This window comes from Anaerovirgula multivorans (assembly GCF_900188145.1).
In the GTDB taxonomy this organism is placed as follows: domain Bacteria; phylum Bacillota; class Clostridia; order Peptostreptococcales; family Natronincolaceae; genus Anaerovirgula; species Anaerovirgula multivorans.
Genome location: NZ_FZOJ01000012.1, coordinates 68,818 through 85,648, shown reverse-complemented (window position 1 = coordinate 85,648; position 16,831 = coordinate 68,818). Strand labels below are relative to the sequence as shown.

Genomic DNA, 16,831 nt, shown 5'->3' with positions numbered 1-16,831 from the left:
GGTTCACTCCTATAATTTGTTTTTTTGACGATTTAGTAGTAGTTCCTCCAATTCATTAGCTTCATATTTTGAAATTCTACTTTCAGACAGATGAAACTTAGTTTTTATCTTTGGTGCTTTGGGAGATGAGGGTGCAGGTGATACTTTTTTCTTCTGAACCGTCTGGTTAATGTCCTCCAGTTTTTTAACTCCCTTGGTGTGCCAATCAGTTAAAATACCATCAATATAATTGAGGTTTGGGTTAGAGGTTTTACTGCAGTTCTCACAGGCCTTTAGGATAATCTCTATAGAGAACTGATAGGTATCAACCCACTTGTCCATAATCTTCATCTCTGCTTCAGCTGGTTCTCTGTACATAAAGCCCATCGCTTTAAAAATTCTATCATATAACCCATATCTTTCCCCTTGCTTTTCTAAATACTCCTGAAGCTGTTCAATTGTTGTAATGTCTAAGTCATACCAGTTTCTAATCACTCCTGCCACATAGTTTACATTCTTTATATTTTTCTTATGGCGACAGTAACTGTAGGCTTTGATCACTAGAGGTGGATCAATATTATAATTATGAAACCATTCTAAGATTTGCATTTTTTCATTAGGTGTTAGGGACCTGCTAATAATTTTATTGATCTCTATAAACATTTGTTTGATTTCTGGAATTTTATTGGCATCTAATAGTTCTTTGGTAGAACAGCTATAGGAGGTGGACTCTGTTTCCTCTTGGTTTAAAGCTTGAAGAGATTTGTAGTTATTATCTATGTACAACTGCTTTAAGTTTAAGAAATCCACTGTATAGTCCCATTCATTTTCCTCCGACGATACAATTTTTCTAATAATTTTTTTGCTTTCCCAAAAATCCCATGCTGACAATACGTCCGACAATGGTATATTTAGATTTTTAGCAAGGGTTATATTGCTGACATTTTTATGGATATTTCCGTCACAGGCATATTTATAGCCTAACAAATAAACCTTTACAAAGGTGCCATTGGCAATGGGCATATATACATCGATGAAAATATTTTCGATGGGGGTATCCCCCAAATCTATAGAAGTAGTGGTTTTAATAAAACCCATGATCATCACTCCAAATTATTTAATCGGTATCATTATTATATCATAATTACCTTTATACTTTTCTAACAAACCTATATTAAAGAAAAAACATTTTAATAAATCACTTTACAACTAGGATTATAACTATATTATAGAGATCTGTTATTTAATTTTTGTAATAAAATCCAGAATTTAAAATAAAATTTTAGTAGCTTATAAGGATTATGATATTCGTCACTTCACATTGTGCAAAGAGATAAATGGAACACAAAGTTTCAAGTGGATTTAAATCGGGGGATTTTTGTAGAAGATGATGATAGGAGGTGAAGAAGTGAAGATCAGCAGAAAGTTGAGACTAATCATCATTATCTTTAGTGTGATGTTTATTACAATCTCTGCTCAGTATGTTTGGGATTTAAGACGGGTGGAGAGGGTTATAGCTCCCTATCAAGAAATAAATAATAAGACAGAATATATCATGACAATAGAGCTTATAGAGGAAGCAATGACAATTAAAGGGAGTGAAAAAGTAATCTACATTAATCAGGAGGAAAAAGCTTTGGGCAATCTCTACTTTCATTTATATCCCAATGCTTTTAAAACAAAGGATAGAGTACCCTTTGAAGAAAAGGAAATAACAAGGGCTTACCCCAATGGTTTTAGTTCAGGATATATAGAAATTAATGATATAAACGAGGGAAAAAAACCAATAAATTATAAAATTATGGGGGAAGGCTCTACTATTTTAAGAGTTACTCCATCAAAACCAATTGAACCTGGGGATAAGATTGAACTTTTTATGGATTTTCAAGTAAAGCTACCCAACACAGTTGGTAGAATGGGCTATGGAGACCATACGGTAAACATAACCAACTGGTTCCCGATTTTGGCAGTATACGACGAGAGGGGATGGAACTTAGATCCCTACTATGCTATTGGAGATCCTTTTTATAGTGAAGTAGCTAATTATAAAGTGACCACTGTTATACCAACAAAATATCAATTAGCTACAACTGGAAATGTTACAAAGATACATGAAAGAAAAGAGAACAAAACCTATGAAATAGAGGCTGACTTAGTAAGAAATTTTGCTATGATTCTTAGCAAGAAATTTGATGTGCAGGAAGCTATGTTAGAGAATACAAAAATTATATCCTACTCTATAGAGGGAATAAAGGGAAGAGAGGCTTTACAGTATGGATTAGATTCTTTAAAGATATTTAACGCTCTCTTTGGCAATTATCCCTATGATCAATTATCTATTGTAGCCTGTGATTTTTTTATAGGAGGAATGGAGTATCCTAATGTTGTGATGATTGGACAACAATTGTATGAAATGGAGGAGGATTTTCCTTTGGAGTATGTGGTAGCTCATGAGGTTGCACATCAATGGTGGTATGGAATTGTAGGTAATAATGAAGTAAGAGAACCATGGTTAGATGAAGCTTTAACGGAGTATTCTACGCTAATGTATTTTGAAAAAAAATATGGTCCACATATTAAAGAGCAAATTTTTGAAAAGATGATTAAGGCTCAATACGAAAATTATGTTAAATTTGAAACAGATAAAGGCGAGGGAATTTTAAGAAGTTTAAGGGAGTTTGATAGTTCTTGGCAATATAGCAGTATTGTTTACAGTAAAGGAGCTATGTTTATCCACGAATTAAGGGAAGAAATGGGAGAGGAAGCCTTTTTAAGGGCATTAAGAGAGTATTTTGAAGCATTTAAATTTAAAAATGCTTCAACAGAAGATTTTTATAATATTTGTCAAAAAAATTCTCGAAAAGATCTGAACTATTTGTTCAATCAATGGCTGAATGCAAAATTGTAATATTTTTCCTTGGAAAGGATATAATAATATAAAAATATATAAACAGAACGTAAGTTTGGGCTTGTATAAAAAGGGGAAAATATTATATAATATTTAAAGGTAATGTTACAGAATTGTTACAGAAATATAAACAAAAAATAAAGATGCTCTGCAATAACGGGTTGGAACCCTTCGAGAGGAGATCTCATGATGGAGATAAACCAAAGAGTTTTAGAGATTTACAATGGCGTAGTAAAGCAAATAATGCAGTTATGGGGAAAAAGAAAAGACAGGAAAGTCTTTACATATACAGCAGTTGGATTGGTTTTAGTAATCTTGGGGATCATCTTAAATGTCAGTATTAATGCCTCTCTACAGGCTTATGAGGTACAGTTGGATGGTAAAGTTTTAGCTGTTGTACGAAGTGAAGAGGATTTTACAGAAGCAGTTGAAGCAGTTAAAAAGGAGATTCAGACATTATACGATTACGAGTTTGCTGTGCCAGAAAATATAGAGATTGTAGAAACAAAAGCAAAAAATGAAGCCTTAACCGATACAAACACCATGATTCATAATATAAAAGGACAACTGGATATGAAGGTGAGGGCTACTGCTATTATGGTAGATGGCGAAAAAATAGCCTTTGTAAAAGATGAGACAACAGCAAATGCCATATTAGAAGAAATGAAAAAATTATATATTAGTGAAGAGAATGAGTATAATGATATTGGCTTTAGTGAAAAGGTAGCATTGGAAGAAGTAGCAGTAGCGATTAATGAAATTACAGGAAAAGACGAAGCTTTTCAATTAATTACAAAAGGTAGCAATGAAGAAAAAATTCATGAAGTAGCTTCTGGAGAGAGCGCATGGGCAATTGCTCGAAAGTATGATTTAAGAGTAGAGGACATTGAAGCAGCTAATCCTGGTATTAACCCTGAACGTCTTCAAATAGGCCAACAAGTTAGTCTAGTAGTACCTAAACCCTATATAACTGTAAAAACCAAGGAATATGTTGAACTGGTAGAGACTATTCCCTTTGAAACAGAGTATGAGGAAACCGATGCTCTTTACAAAGGAGATAAGAAGATTACAGTGCAAGGAACAGAAGGAGAAAGAGAAATAAAGGTTTATTTAATCAAAGAAAATGGTATTTTAGCGGATCGGCAAATTTTAGAAGAAAAAATATTATCAGAGCCTAAAACAAGAGTAATCGCAGAAGGTACTAAACCTAGACCAGCGACAGTGGCCACTGGAACCTTTATTAATCCAACGAGGGGCAGGCTCACATCTGGGTTTGGAACAAGATGGGGAAGGCGACATGAAGGAATCGATATTGCTAATTCTACAGGAACATCAATTACTGCCGCAGATGCAGGGCAGGTTTCTTTTGCTGCTTATAACGGATCCTATGGGAATCTAGTAATAATTAATCATGAAAATGGATATCAAACCTATTACGCCCATGCTAGTAGAATTCTTGTTAAAAAGGGTGATCGAGTATTTAAAGGGCAAGAAATAGCTAAAGTTGGCAGTACCGGAAATAGTACAGGACCACATCTTCACTTTGAGGTTAGAAAAAACGGTACACCTATTAATCCATTGCAATTTGTAAGGTATTAAGCGACCTAAAATAGGTCGCTTTTTTCGTTTTATAGTATTAGAATAAGGATGACAATTAATATTACAAAAAACCAACCGTCAAATATGGAGAAGATTCCTTTAGGACTGCGGCTTCCATTTTGGGGGATATCTTTCGGAGGCTGGGGTGATGGATTAGAGGTACCTATTATTTTTTTAATATCCAATAAACCTGCACCCTGAACATCTAGATCATAACCAAGATTAATACTGTTTTGCGTCATCATCCTTTTGATCTCTGTTGGAGTGAGATTTGGATTATTTTCATATAGTAGGGCTGCACAGCCAGCAGCAATTGGTGTAGCCATAGAGGTTCCTGATAGACTATGGTAGCCGTTATTTTTGTTGCTCAAGGAATTAATATCAACACCAGGTGTCAAAATATCAGGCTTGTGAAGGCCATCTACGGTAGGGCCCCTACTGGAAAAGTCAGCGATGGTACAATCTTCAGGCTTAGCAGCTTTACGGTCATCACAGGCTCCTACAGATATGATGTTTGGACTGATACCAGGAGAATTGATGGTGGAGCTATCTGGGCCACTATTACCAGCAGCAACCACAACAGTAATACCATGCCTTGCTGCTTGATCAACGGCCTTACATAATGGATCCTCCTGATAAGAAGCTTTTGCCTTAGTACCTAAGGATAAGGTCATTACTTTAATATTGTAGCGGTCTTTGTTTTCGATAACCCATTGAACACCAGCCACGACATCGGAAATGCTGCCTCCTCCATCTTTATTCAATACCTTTACTCCTACAATGTTTGCATCCGGAGCAATACCCATATATTTTCCGTTTGAAGCAAATCCGTTACCAGCTACAATTCCAGCTACATGGGTGCCGTGACCATCATCATCATAGGGAGTAGTTTTTTTATCAACAAAGTCTACAAATCCTACAATACGATTATTGGGTGTAGTTAAGTCACTGTGAGGATATACACCTGTATCCACAACTGCTACGGCAACATTCTTCCCTGTAAGGCCGTGTTCATTAGCATAATCAGCTGCTACTGTGACAGAAGCCTTATCCATCAGCTTCATTACTACATCATCAAAATGCACTTTGTTTATAGAGCTTTCCCTAGATAAACTTCTAACGCCAACAGGAGGAATATAAGCAGCCACACCGTTAATAATATGAAGTCTATGCTTTATAACACCTCCAAGGTCCTTCACGCACTTTTCTAAATCATCACATTCGCAATCATCACCAGTAATAATGACAGGGATGTGTTCTCCGTTTGATTTTAATAAATTTTCAATCACAAGATCTTCCACAACATTTGAATAACTAAACACATTATGTCCCCCTTTAACCTATTAATTAAAAAATCAATTTCACTGGTTAACCCAGCTGATTATAGATTTTTAAGAAGTATTTCATAACCTCATATAATAGATTATGCAGGCAGTAAAAAAAGGTGATTGTCTATAAAAGAGGAAATACCATTAATTCTCAAGGGTTATTTCATAGAAGTTTATAGGCTTTTATGTTATAATAGTTCTGTCTTACCTCACAGATGCTTCGTTGGTTATTGCACATGGTAAGGGGGATGAGGTATGATTATTAATAAAAGAAAGTCTATAATTCCTGTTAAGCTTCTTTTAATAGGTGTTATTGTAGCTGTAATAGTTTTTTTTTCTTATGGAATACAGACCTATAACTTAGCAATAGCTTTTCGTCCTATCATTAGAAACGTGGAAAATAAAATAGTTGATTATCGAACCCATAGATACCGATCTGTGGTGACGAATCATTTTATCATTCGATATGATGAGGGTATAAGTGAAGATGTGGTTGCCATGGTGGCCAAAACAGCTGAAGATAAATATAGACATACGGTAGAAATATTTGAATATGATCCTCAGGAAAAAATATTACTTGTTTTATATGATGATCCTGAGGCTTTAATGAGGACAACTATGTTAAAAAAAGGGTCTCCTCCTATGGGGGTTTATTATGGAAATACTGTTCATATTTTGAATCCAATTCATTGGGTAAAGGAACAAGAAAACCTTGAGGCCAGCTTTTATTCAGAGGGACCGTTGCTACATGAATTAGTTCATCTGTTTACAGACCACTTAGCAAAAGGGAATTTTCCTCTATGGTTTACAGAGGGAGTAAGTCTATATTTTGAGTATAGGATAGATGGATATGAGTGGGGTAAGGAAGTAGTATTTGAAGCTGGAGAATATTCCTTGGAGGATTTGACCAACAACTTCCATGGATTAAATGAATATTTAGCCTATACAAGATCCTTTAGGATCATAAATAATTTTGTTCAGGAGCGAGGTATTGATGCTTTAATGGAGATAATAAAGGCTTTAGGTGAAGGTAAAAATATAGAAGAATTTATTCATTTATTTTAAAGGCTGTCAGCGGGGAATATTGATTCTCCGCTTTTGAGCTTTGTAGGGAATTTTGGAAAAATCTTTGCATTTTTGAAAGATTTGAACATGTAAATATATATTAGCAAACATGTATTTTTAGGGAAAAAAATAGAAGTCTTAATAAGAGGCAGGAAAAAGTGAAAAAAGGTAGAATGTTTTACATATAATAACAGGTGGGGTGATTTGATATGGAAACAAAAATCCTAGTAGTTGAAGATGAGAAACCGATAGCAGATATTTTAAAATTTAATCTAGAAAAGGAAGGTTATAAAGTAGAGGTTGCTTATGATGGCGAAGAAGCTTTAAATAAAGTATCTCAAAATAATCCAGATCTTATATTGTTAGACGTAATGCTGCCAAAGATAGATGGTTTTCAGGTCTGCAGAAAGCTTAGAGAAGGTTTTGCTATACCAATCTTGATGTTAACGGCAAAGGAAGAAGAAGTTGATAAGGTTTTAGGATTAGAAATGGGAGCAGATGATTATATAACTAAACCTTTTGGTATGCGGGAGCTGTTAGCTAGAGTAAAAGCAAATTTGAGACGAATGAACACACCTATTGGAGATAAAAAAGCCTCCATCATAACTTCAGGAGGACTTGTCATAGACTTTAATAAATATGAAGTAAAGAAGGAAAATGATATTGTGGAATTAACTTCCAGAGAATTTGAATTATTAAAATTCCTAGCGGTTCAAGCAGAACAGGTTTTTTCTAGAGAGCAGCTCCTAAAAGAAGTATGGGGCTATGAGTATTATGGTGATATAAGGACGGTGGATGTTACTATAAGACGATTAAGAGAAAAGGTAGAGGATAATGCCAGCAGCCCTAAGTATATACTAACAAAAAGAGGAGTAGGGTATTACTTTAGGAGGGCGTAATATGTTTAAGAGCATAAGATTTAAATTTATTACCATCTATTTTTTATTAGTATTTATGGCAATGGTAATAGTTGGTGCATTTCTTTTACAGCAATTTGAGCAATATCATTTAGGTGTAGTAAGGGGAAACCTTACCCAAATTGCTGGTAGTGTTATGACTACACTAGAGGAAATTGATTGGCAAAACAATAAAGAAGAAATACAAAAAAATATTGGACCCTATGAAAAAATGGGAATGGAAATCTATGTAATAGAAAAAAATAATGATTTTACCATTATTTCCAGTACTAATTTATCCTATTGGAATCAGAATGCCATGTACATATTAGATTCTAATTTAATCATGTCAGCCTTCCATGGGGAGATTGAGGAAAAAGATATCGTATCTGGACAGGAAAATCAAATAAGCTCTAAAAACATGGTATTTCCCCTCTATGATGAACATAGTCGTATTGCTGGTGCAGTATATTTAAGACAAAATTTAGAGGATATCCATAAAACTTTAGACCAATCAAAATTCATTTTAACACGGGCAACCCTGTTGGCATTATTCACTACTATTTTATTAGGATATCTTTTAGCTAAAAGTATCACGGGACCTATTAATGATGTTACCATTAAGGCAGAGAAAATGGCTAAAGGAGATTTTGACCAAGTAGTAGAGGTAAAATCTGATGACGAAATAGGACAGCTGGCCAACATGTTCAATTATTTAACCGCCCGCCTTAAATCAGCGTTACAGGAAATGTCTAATGAAAAGAAAAAAATGGATACCATTATTAACAATATGGCGGATGGTTTAATTGCTGTCACAGCTGAAGGGAAAATCATTCATGCAAATCCAGTGGCCTTAGAAATGTTGAAGTTAGAAGGAAAAACCCTAGCAAATAAAAGCTTTGACGAGGTTTTCTATCCTTTAAATCAACACTTAACCTTAAACCATCTAACTAATCAAAAAAAATGGTATGGTAGCGAAATGATTGATATGGAAAAAGGAATAAAGCTAAGGGCAAAGTATGCTCCTATTATAAGAGAGGACGGCGACTTAGAAGGATTAGTTGTATTATTGCAGGATGTTACAGAGCATGAAAAATTAGAAAATATGAGAAAAGAGTTCGTAGCCAATGTTTCACATGAATTAAAAACACCTTTAACCACTATAAAAAGCTATACGGAAACCCTATTAGATGGGGCTATGGAAAGTAAAGAGCTAACAACTCAGTTTTTAACAGTGGTGGAAAGTGAAACGGATCGAATGACCAGATTGGTACAGGATTTATTACAGCTATCGAATTTAGACTTTAAGCAAGGTAGATGGAATAAAAAGGAAGTTTGTATTAATGATATCGTAAAAGATGCTGTACTAAAAATAGAGGTTTCTGCAAAAAATAAAAGACAACAGCTAGTTTGTAAAACCTCTGAGGAAGATACGATCACTTATGCTGATAAAGATAAAATAGAGCAGGTAATTTTAAATGTCCTAAGTAATGCTATCAAGTATACTTCAAAAGAAGGAAGGATTGAGATAGCAGTACAGACGGTTAACAATATTGGAAAAATTATTATCAAAGATAATGGTATTGGTATACCAAGTAAGGATTTGCCAAGAATCTTTGAAAGATTTTATCGAGTAGATAAAGCTAGGTCAAGAGAGATGGGGGGAACAGGTCTAGGATTATCTATCGCAAAGCAAATTGTTGAAGCCCATGACGGTAAAATCGAAATATTCAGTGAAGAGAAGGAACCTGGTACAAGCGTTGTTATTACTTTACCAACACTTGAAAAAGCAAGCGTCTTAAATTAACCCATAACAGGAAGAAATGTGTAATTTATTTTTAATTTCACTGTAATACCACTGTAATATAACTTTTATATAATGATACTAAAGATAGTTAGCCGTTATATGGGAGGAATCGATATGATAAAAAAGTTGATAGCCAGTACAGTTGTGCTTTTAATTATAGGTAGTTCCGGTGCAGTCGCTTATGCTAATCCAACGACAGTGCGAGTAACAACACCTGAAGGAACTAATACGGAAGAAACGAAAACTGAAGAACAAGAGAAGCCTCAACAGGAATCTCTTAAGCTCATTACCCCCAGTAGAGATATGGTGGTAACTGATAACAATTTAGTTTTAGCTTTTACAGCGCCAGAGGGTACAACCGTAACCATTGATGTGTACTACAACACCAGCGTAGCCAATAATAAACAAAACTATGTGGAGGCCTATGATGCTATTGAAGTAAATGTAGGTGCTTTACAGAGGGGATGGGCTGAGGTGGAATTAAAGAAGGGATTAAATAAAATAGATTTCACAGCAGTTTATAAAAATGGATTAGAGGATGTTATTAGCCGTATTGTTGAAGTAAAGGATATCGATGAAGTGAAAAAAGAGGTAGAAAAAAGCATTGCAAATAAATCTTCTACTGAGGCATTGAAAAGCATTGCTACTACAGAAGATAAGTAATCGTTTTCGGAGTGATTATGATGAATAGGGAACAAATAAAAACCCTTATATTAACTTTATTAATTATAATGAGCGTTGTTTTCACTCAAAAAATATGGTTTTATTCTCCTTTAAGAATATTACAATCTGAGGCTTCTTTTAAAGAAAGACAGGCATCAATAATCCTTGAGACCAGAGGTCAATTAGTAATACCAGAGCAAGCTATTATCAGTTTTGGAAATAACAACTATACCATTATTTCTTCTAATATGGAAGGTATATGGAGAGAAACTAGAGATGTTTTATCCCAGTATTTCAATGGAGAACCAGAGGTTACTCCCAGTACTTATGAAAAGTATAGAGAAAATAGCAGGTTAAAATCCATAGAATTACAATTTGGTAAAAACATTCCTTCTGTTTTGGTATCTTCTGTATTAGATACTGTAGACAATAAAGTTGTAAGCAGTATCAAAGAGATAAGCAGTATTTTAATACCTACATTAAATAGAGGAATCATTTATATTGTTGGAAAAGACAATAATATATATGAAATAAAGCTAGATGATTATGCGGAAAACAGACAGTTGATGGCATATATAGATAATCTTCAGACAACTAATTATGTGAGATATTATCCTCTTTTTGCTGATGTTGGTAACTATACAGTTATGCCTTTAAACTACGAAAAGTCTACACCTAAGGTTTTTGTGGAAAGTGAAATAAAAGTAGATGACGAAGAGGCGGTTATTGAAAGGGCAAAAAGTTTCTTTAATGAAAACCTAGACTTTGTCAAAACGATAAAAGAAACCAGCGGTGCAGTTGTCTTTATGTATGGTTACGGAGAAAAGGGTGTTCGAATCAATAATAGAGGAAGACTAGAGTACACTGAAGAAGTTGGTTCTATTACCAGCAATAATGTGTTGACTGCTCTAGATGCTGCCATTGACTTTGCAATAGATCATGGAGGCTTTCCAGAAGATAGTTACTTAAAAGAGATTAAGCAAGAGGATAAAAAAGGTTATTACTTTGGATTTGGTTATCGGATAGAAGGATTACCAGTTGTATTTAATAATCCTAATTTAGCACATCCTTTAGAGATCGAGGTGTATGGAGATAAAGTAAAAAACTATCGTTCTTTTGTTAGAGAGGAAATGACGTTGGGTAATTTTTCCACTAGCGAACCTACCCTATTACCTCAAAAAATTATAGAAGATCATATTGAACTATTGAAGGCTGATTATTTAATAGATACAGAAGAGACTCAGTTCTTAGATGAAAAGGAAATATTAAACTACATAGAAAAAAATATATCTAAAGCAGAGTTAGTGTATTATGATGAAATGGAGGAAACTACAAGGCAGTTGTTGACACCAGCGTGGAGAATAAAAATAGATAAAAGAGTTTACTATTTTAATAGTTATGATGGAGAATTATTACATAGTAGCCTTGTAAATTAGTGGGTGGTGAGGATTCTATGGATTGGTCAAAGGCAAAGAATGTTTTGATTGTTGCTTTTATCATAACTAATATTTTTCTTGTTTATAATATACAAAAAGATGCGTTTAATCGAGGTGATCTTCAACTCATAAATGATGCCCGTATAAAGAATGTAGAAAATTACTTAGAAGATAGTGGACTACAATTAGACATAGATATCCCTCGAGAAATTGTTTCTTTACCAAGACTAATGGTAAAATATAAGGTTTTTGAGCCTAAGGAATTGGCTGAAGAATTCTTAGGTGAAGATTACGAAACCCTGGAGAATAATGTATTCACATCAGAAGCTAAAATGGTCCAAAGTATAAGCAACAAAAAATTTGTTTATAAAAATCTTATGAATGAAGCAGGGTGTTATCCTCTTGATGAAGAGGGAGCTATAGAAATAAGTAATCAATTTTTAAAGAAGCATCGTTTGATGCAGGCAGATTTAGAGCTACAGCAAATATATTTCGGTGTAATTGAAGATTTTGGGGATATACCTCTATATAAACTAGTATACAATCAAACCTATAAAAATAAATTCCTAGCAGAAAGCTATGTACACGTCTATGTGAGGCATAAAGAGATTGTTGGAATAGAAGCTATGCTTTTAGAATTTGAAAGAACCTATGGAGATAAGAAGAAGGTTATACCAGCAACAGAAGCACTGTTAAGGAAAATGAACGATATTATAAAAGATAATCAAGAGTATAAAGATATTATTATCACCAATATGGAAATTGGACATTACTTTAATCCTACTGATAGTAACCTTAACTTTACAACATGGGATACAGTTGAGTCAGGAACAACTTCTCCCTCCTGGAAAATTGTATTAAGTAACGGGAAGACCTATTACGTTGAAGCTGAAAAAAATTAATGTTTTCGACAAAAAAAAGAGGATTTTTTTATTTTAAATAGAAAGAGTATAGTTGATACTCTTTCTATTTTTTATTTGGAAAAAAACTTTGCTATAAATAGAAAAAGAATTCAAAAAAACTTTAAGAGAAAAGTAGTTTTATTGGAAAAATAAAAATTAGTATAAATTTCCACAATAAGGGTTATTATCAAATTCCTATAGAAATGCTATAATGGTAAACAGTTGAGGATTTTCTTAACTGTACAAGATATGTTAATAAGAAGCCGATTTATTGATAGATTACTCGTTGAAAATATCATTTAGAAGGTGGTGACCACTGACGTTTGTCAGTAAATATATGGAGAAATTGATTATTGAGGGTGGAAGAAAATTACAGGGAGAAGTTGAAATCAGTGGGTTTAAAAATGCAGCTGTGGCACTTATACCTGCAACTGTTTTAGCAGGAAATATTTGTACTATTGAAAACCTACCCAATATTAGTGATGTCAGTATATTATCAAAAATACTCAGAGGGTTAGGAGCTAAGGTTTACCAGAAAGATGAAAGCGTTATAGAGATTGATACAAAAGGGATAAATAGCTGTTTTATAGATTATGAAGATGCAAAAGATTTAAGAGCCTCCTACTACTTTTTAGGAGCAGCATTAGGACGTTTTAAAAAAGCAAGAGTAGTATATCCTGGGGGATGCTGCATAGGGAGTAGACCTATAGATCAACATATTAAAGGGTTTGAAGCGCTAGGAGCCCAAGTGAATATTGAACATGGAATTATATCTGTAGAAGCTGAAAGGTTGATAGGAACAGAGATATACTTAGATGTGATAAGTGTAGGAGCTACTATTAATGTGATGCTGGCAGCCACTATGGCAGAGGGAGTAACTATTCTAGAAAACGCTGCTAAGGAGCCTCACGTAGTAGATGTTGCCAACTTCTTAAACTGTATGGGGGCAAATGTAAAGGGCGCTGGAACAGATACCATTAAAATAGAAGGTGTTAGCCAATTAAAAGGGTGTCAACATAGTGTGATTCCTGATCAAATTGAAGCTGGAACCTACATGATAGCTACTGCTGCCACTAGTGGAGATGTCTTGATCAATAATATTATTCCTAAGCATCTAGAGGCTATAACTGCAAAGTTAAGGGAGATGGGAGTAGAAGTCTCGGAAAATGGAGACTCCCTTCGAGTAAGAGCAACTCAACCATTAAAAAATATTAATGTAAAAACCTTAGTATATCCAGGGTTCCCTACAGATCTACAGCAGCCGATGAGTAGTTTGTTGACAGTAGCTCGAGGAACTGGGGTTATAACAGAAACTATCTTTGAAGGAAGATTTAAGCATGTAGATGAATTGAAAAGAATGGGAGCAAATGTTAAAGTAGAAGGAAGGATAGCTGTCATTCAAGGAGTAGAAAAACTAATGGGAGCAAAGGTTGCTGCATCAGACCTAAGGGCAGGAGCTGCTTTAGTGGTGGCAGGTCTAGCGGCGGAAGGAGTAACCGAAATAGAAAATGTCCATTATATCCATAGAGGGTATGATCGTTTATATGAGAAACTTATAGAGCTTGGAGCTAGCATAAGAAAAACATATTAATACACACCTTTAAGGTGTGTATTGCATTGGAGGCATATTTATGGGAATAGCTTATTGCGCTTTAGCAAGTGGCAGCAGTGGAAATTGTCATTTGATAATAAATAAAGAAAATAAACTGTTAGTGGATGCTGGATTAAGTGGTAAACGAATTCAAAATAGATTACAAGAGATAGGCTTTGATCCTAAAGATCTAACTGGAATTTTTGTGACCCATGAACACAACGATCATATATGTGGCGTGGGGATATTATCTAGACGATTTAATCTTCCTATTTATGCTAACGGAAAAACTTGGGAAGCGATGGAGACAAAATTAGGAAATATCAAATCAGAAAATATAAAAATTTTCGATACAGAAAAACCGCTTTTTCTTGGAGATCTGAAGGTGATTCCTTATGAAATCTCCCATGATGCTGCTGAACCCGTAGGATATACCTTTCAAGAGAAAGACATAAAAATTAGCATCACTACTGATTTAGGATATGTGAATGAGGGTATACTAGATAAAATAAAAGATTCCCATCTGGTGGTATTAGAGTCTAATCATGACATAGATATGTTAAAGGCGGGAAGCTATCCCTATTATTTAAAACGTAGAATTTTATCAGATTCTGGACATTTATCTAATGAGGCAGCAGGAAATGCTATTGTAGAATTAGTAAAAAACAATGTTAAAAATGTGATATTAGCTCACTTAAGTAAAGAAAACAATTTTCCTGAGCTGGCAATGATGACAGTGAAAAATATATTAGAGATTAACAAGATTTCCATTGGAGAGGACATAATTATAGATTTAGCCCATAGAGACAAAGTAAGCAGTATATATGCTTTTTAAGGATAAGGAGGTATGAATTATGGATTTCTATCATGACGATCAAAATCATAACGAGGAACAGGAAAAAAACAGAGAAAGGTTAGAAGACACTAGCATTTTTTCAAAAGAGGAATTTAATCCTCGGCTTCCTGGGCCGCCCCAACCACCGTATAAACTCCAAAAAGCTTCCAAGTTAGGATATATAGCTGTAGCTTTATTAGCAGCTATTATTAGCAGCGCTATTACGCTAGCGGCAGCCTATATGTACTTGCCAGAAATATTACAACAAAGAGGATTAATTAATATACCATCACCAAATGTTGTTATTGAACCACAGCAGGATCTAACAGTCTACAGTGCGGTAGCGAAAAAGGCAATGCCCTCTGTAGTTGGAATTACGACAGTTACCTTGCAAAGAGATACTTTTTTTGGCACTAGAAGGGCAAGTGGTTTAGGTACAGGAGTTGTTGTAGATGAGAGAGGATATATTTTAACAAACTCCCATGTAGTGGGGGACGGGGACGTAGAGGAAGTTATGGTGCTATTATATGATGGTACTAGGCTTCCGGCAGAGGTTCTATGGAATGAAAGAACTCTAGATCTAGCCGTAATCAAAGTAGAGGGAACGAACTTAACACCTGCTGAACTAGGAGACAGTGATAATTTGGAGGTAGGAGAGATTGCTGTAGCTATTGGTAATCCTTTAGGATTAAACTTTGAAAGAACATTAACCCAGGGAGTAATTAGTGGATTAAATAGAAGTATACCTTTAGGTCAAGGAGAAACCATAGAGGATCTGATTCAAACTGACGCTTCTATTAACCCTGGAAACAGTGGAGGACCTCTTCTAAATGCTCTAGGGCAAGTAATAGGAATCAACACCGCAAAAATTCAAACTGGAGAAGGTTTAGGTTTTGCTATACCTATTAATACAGCTAAGCCCATTGTAGATCAGTTTATTGAAAAGGGAGAGTTTGAAAGAGTGCTTTTAGGAATTAGAGGTGTTAATGCAGATGCTTTTGAAGGTTTAACAGGAACGAAACTATATGCTGAGTATGGTGTGTATGTAGTAGAGGTGGAAGCTAATTCTGTGGCGGAAAGATATGGTATACAACCTGGAGATGTTATTGTTGGAATAGGAGAAAATCCTACCGAAGTGATGGGGCATTTAATTCGGGAGCTTTATCGATACAGACCAGGAGATGAAACCACAGTAGACATATTAAGAAATGAAAGAGAAATGCAAATAGATGTGATATTGCAATAATAGAGCATTGTTAAAGGCAGCCCAAGCGAAGCTTGGGTTGTTTCACGTGAAAAAATAGCTTTTTAGCTACTTATGCACTATAACGAATTAATTGAAATATATCGAAACTTGGTATATAATGGAACAATATAACAGGCAATAAAAAAATGTAAATAATGTATGAATGAATGAAGAAAGTAATTTAACAAATAATAATATTAATGAATTAACATTATGGTGTAAATGGAGTGAAAAAGATGTATGTTGTGTGTAATGAACATTTAGATAATGCTATAGATGACTTTGTTGACGTATATGAACAACCACCAGATCTGTATGAATTAGAGGCAGTGACTTTTACAGATTGGACTGCTCCTAGATGTTGTGATTATTGTGATCATATTCCTAGATTTTTGGTTGTTTAATTATTGTTGAGCAGGTATTAAATGGAGAGCAAGGTATATTGATAAAAGCTCTCTTTATTTCACTCTGTACAAGAGACTGGATTTAATTAAGCTTTGTAGTGTATATGAACCTGTTTGTAAATTATAAATCTACATAAAAGGAAATAATCTAGAGGGAATCCTTTTTCAGTAA

14 protein-coding genes are annotated in these 16,831 nt (G+C 34.5%); 12 read left to right on the top strand and 2 right to left on the bottom strand.

Annotated features, from left to right (window positions below):
* Nucleotides 1-9 precede the first annotated feature (9 nt).
* Nucleotides 10-1,077 carry a DnaD domain protein gene (locus CHB72_RS13405; RefSeq protein WP_089283389.1) on the bottom strand — a complete coding sequence of 356 codons (1,068 nt, stop codon included), beginning with the start codon at nt 1,075-1,077 and terminating at the stop codon, nt 10-12.
* Nucleotides 1,078-1,387: 310 nt separating this feature from the next.
* On the opposite strand from CHB72_RS13405, the gene CHB72_RS13400 reads away from it, so the two are divergent.
* Nucleotides 1,388-2,887, top strand: coding sequence for a M1 family metallopeptidase (locus tag CHB72_RS13400; protein ID WP_242975128.1), 1,500 nt, complete (start codon nt 1,388-1,390; stop codon nt 2,885-2,887).
* Between the two features lie 189 nt (nt 2,888-3,076).
* Nucleotides 3,077-4,486, top strand: a complete 1,410-nt coding sequence (locus tag CHB72_RS13395) for a LysM peptidoglycan-binding domain-containing M23 family metallopeptidase (RefSeq protein ID WP_242975127.1) — start codon at nt 3,077-3,079, stop codon at nt 4,484-4,486.
* A 29-nt stretch (nt 4,487-4,515) separates the two neighbouring features.
* Here CHB72_RS13395 and CHB72_RS13390 read toward each other — a convergent pair whose 3' ends face one another.
* Nucleotides 4,516-5,808, bottom strand: a complete 1,293-nt coding sequence (locus CHB72_RS13390) for a S8 family peptidase (RefSeq protein ID WP_089283387.1) — start codon at nt 5,806-5,808, stop codon at nt 4,516-4,518.
* 261 nt (nt 5,809-6,069) lie between these two features.
* Here CHB72_RS13390 and CHB72_RS13385 point away from each other — a divergent pair, with 261 nt between their 5' ends.
* The 10 genes from CHB72_RS13385 (at nt 6,070) to CHB72_RS13340 (ending at nt 16,659) form a co-directional block, all read left to right on the top strand.
* A complete protein-coding gene (locus CHB72_RS13385; RefSeq protein ID WP_089283386.1) occupies nt 6,070-6,879 on the top strand; it encodes a peptidase MA family metallohydrolase in 810 nt (269 codons plus the stop codon).
* Nucleotides 6,880-7,088: 209 nt separating this feature from the next.
* Nucleotides 7,089-7,778: a response regulator YycF gene (gene yycF, locus CHB72_RS13380; RefSeq protein WP_089283385.1), complete on the top strand. Its 690-nt coding sequence runs from the start codon at nt 7,089-7,091 to the stop codon at nt 7,776-7,778.
* 1 nt (nt 7,779) lies between these two features.
* Nucleotides 7,780-9,582 carry an ATP-binding protein gene (locus CHB72_RS13375; RefSeq protein ID WP_089283384.1) on the top strand — a complete coding sequence of 601 codons (1,803 nt, stop codon included), beginning with the start codon at nt 7,780-7,782 and terminating at the stop codon, nt 9,580-9,582.
* Between the two features lie 114 nt (nt 9,583-9,696).
* On the top strand, nt 9,697-10,245 hold the full coding sequence (locus CHB72_RS13370) for a hypothetical protein (protein WP_089283383.1): 549 nt from the start codon (nt 9,697-9,699) through the stop codon (nt 10,243-10,245).
* A gap of 20 nt (nt 10,246-10,265) precedes the next feature.
* A complete protein-coding gene (locus CHB72_RS13365; protein WP_176431373.1) occupies nt 10,266-11,681 on the top strand; it encodes a YycH family regulatory protein in 1,416 nt (471 codons plus the stop codon).
* Nucleotides 11,682-11,698: 17 nt separating this feature from the next.
* The gene (gene yycI, locus CHB72_RS13360) at nt 11,699-12,583 is read left to right on the top strand and encodes a two-component system regulatory protein YycI (RefSeq protein ID WP_141131415.1); all 885 of its coding nucleotides are present in this window, start codon (nt 11,699-11,701) and stop codon (nt 12,581-12,583) included.
* 337 nt (nt 12,584-12,920) lie between these two features.
* Nucleotides 12,921-14,174 carry a UDP-N-acetylglucosamine 1-carboxyvinyltransferase gene (locus CHB72_RS13355; RefSeq protein ID WP_089283380.1) on the top strand — a complete coding sequence of 418 codons (1,254 nt, stop codon included), beginning with the start codon at nt 12,921-12,923 and terminating at the stop codon, nt 14,172-14,174.
* 40 nt (nt 14,175-14,214) lie between these two features.
* Nucleotides 14,215-15,009, top strand: a complete 795-nt coding sequence (locus CHB72_RS13350) for an MBL fold metallo-hydrolase (RefSeq protein ID WP_089283379.1) — start codon at nt 14,215-14,217, stop codon at nt 15,007-15,009.
* A 19-nt stretch (nt 15,010-15,028) separates the two neighbouring features.
* Entirely contained in the window at nt 15,029-16,255 is a 1,227-nt protein-coding gene (gene htrA / locus CHB72_RS13345) for a serine protease HtrA (RefSeq protein WP_089283378.1), read from the top strand.
* Between the two features lie 236 nt (nt 16,256-16,491).
* Nucleotides 16,492-16,659 (top strand): CxxH/CxxC protein, encoded by a 168-nt coding sequence (locus CHB72_RS13340; protein WP_089283377.1) that lies wholly within the window; start codon nt 16,492-16,494, stop codon nt 16,657-16,659.
* Nucleotides 16,660-16,831 lie beyond the last annotated feature (172 nt).

Bases quoted from the DNA above. Each gene is read 5' to 3' on its own strand.
- CHB72_RS13385 (WP_089283386.1), top strand. From the start codon at position 6,070: ATGATTATTAATAAAAGAAAGTCTATAATTCCTGTTAAGCTTCTTTTA.
- yycF (WP_089283385.1), top strand. From the start codon at position 7,089: ATGGAAACAAAAATCCTAGTAGTTGAAGATGAGAAACCGATAGCAGAT.
- CHB72_RS13350 (WP_089283379.1), top strand. From the start codon at position 14,215: ATGGGAATAGCTTATTGCGCTTTAGCAAGTGGCAGCAGTGGAAATTGT.
- CHB72_RS13395 (WP_242975127.1), top strand. From the start codon at position 3,077: ATGGAGATAAACCAAAGAGTTTTAGAGATTTACAATGGCGTAGTAAAG.
- CHB72_RS13365 (WP_176431373.1), top strand. From the start codon at position 10,266: ATGAATAGGGAACAAATAAAAACCCTTATATTAACTTTATTAATTATA.
- CHB72_RS13355 (WP_089283380.1), top strand. From the start codon at position 12,921: ATGGAGAAATTGATTATTGAGGGTGGAAGAAAATTACAGGGAGAAGTT.
- yycI (WP_141131415.1), top strand. From the start codon at position 11,699: ATGGATTGGTCAAAGGCAAAGAATGTTTTGATTGTTGCTTTTATCATA.
- CHB72_RS13405 (WP_089283389.1), bottom strand. From the start codon at position 1,077: ATGGGTTTTATTAAAACCACTACTTCTATAGATTTGGGGGATACCCCC.
- htrA (WP_089283378.1), top strand. From the start codon at position 15,029: ATGGATTTCTATCATGACGATCAAAATCATAACGAGGAACAGGAAAAA.
- CHB72_RS13375 (WP_089283384.1), top strand. From the start codon at position 7,780: ATGTTTAAGAGCATAAGATTTAAATTTATTACCATCTATTTTTTATTA.
- CHB72_RS13340 (WP_089283377.1), top strand. From the start codon at position 16,492: ATGTATGTTGTGTGTAATGAACATTTAGATAATGCTATAGATGACTTT.
- CHB72_RS13370 (WP_089283383.1), top strand. From the start codon at position 9,697: ATGATAAAAAAGTTGATAGCCAGTACAGTTGTGCTTTTAATTATAGGT.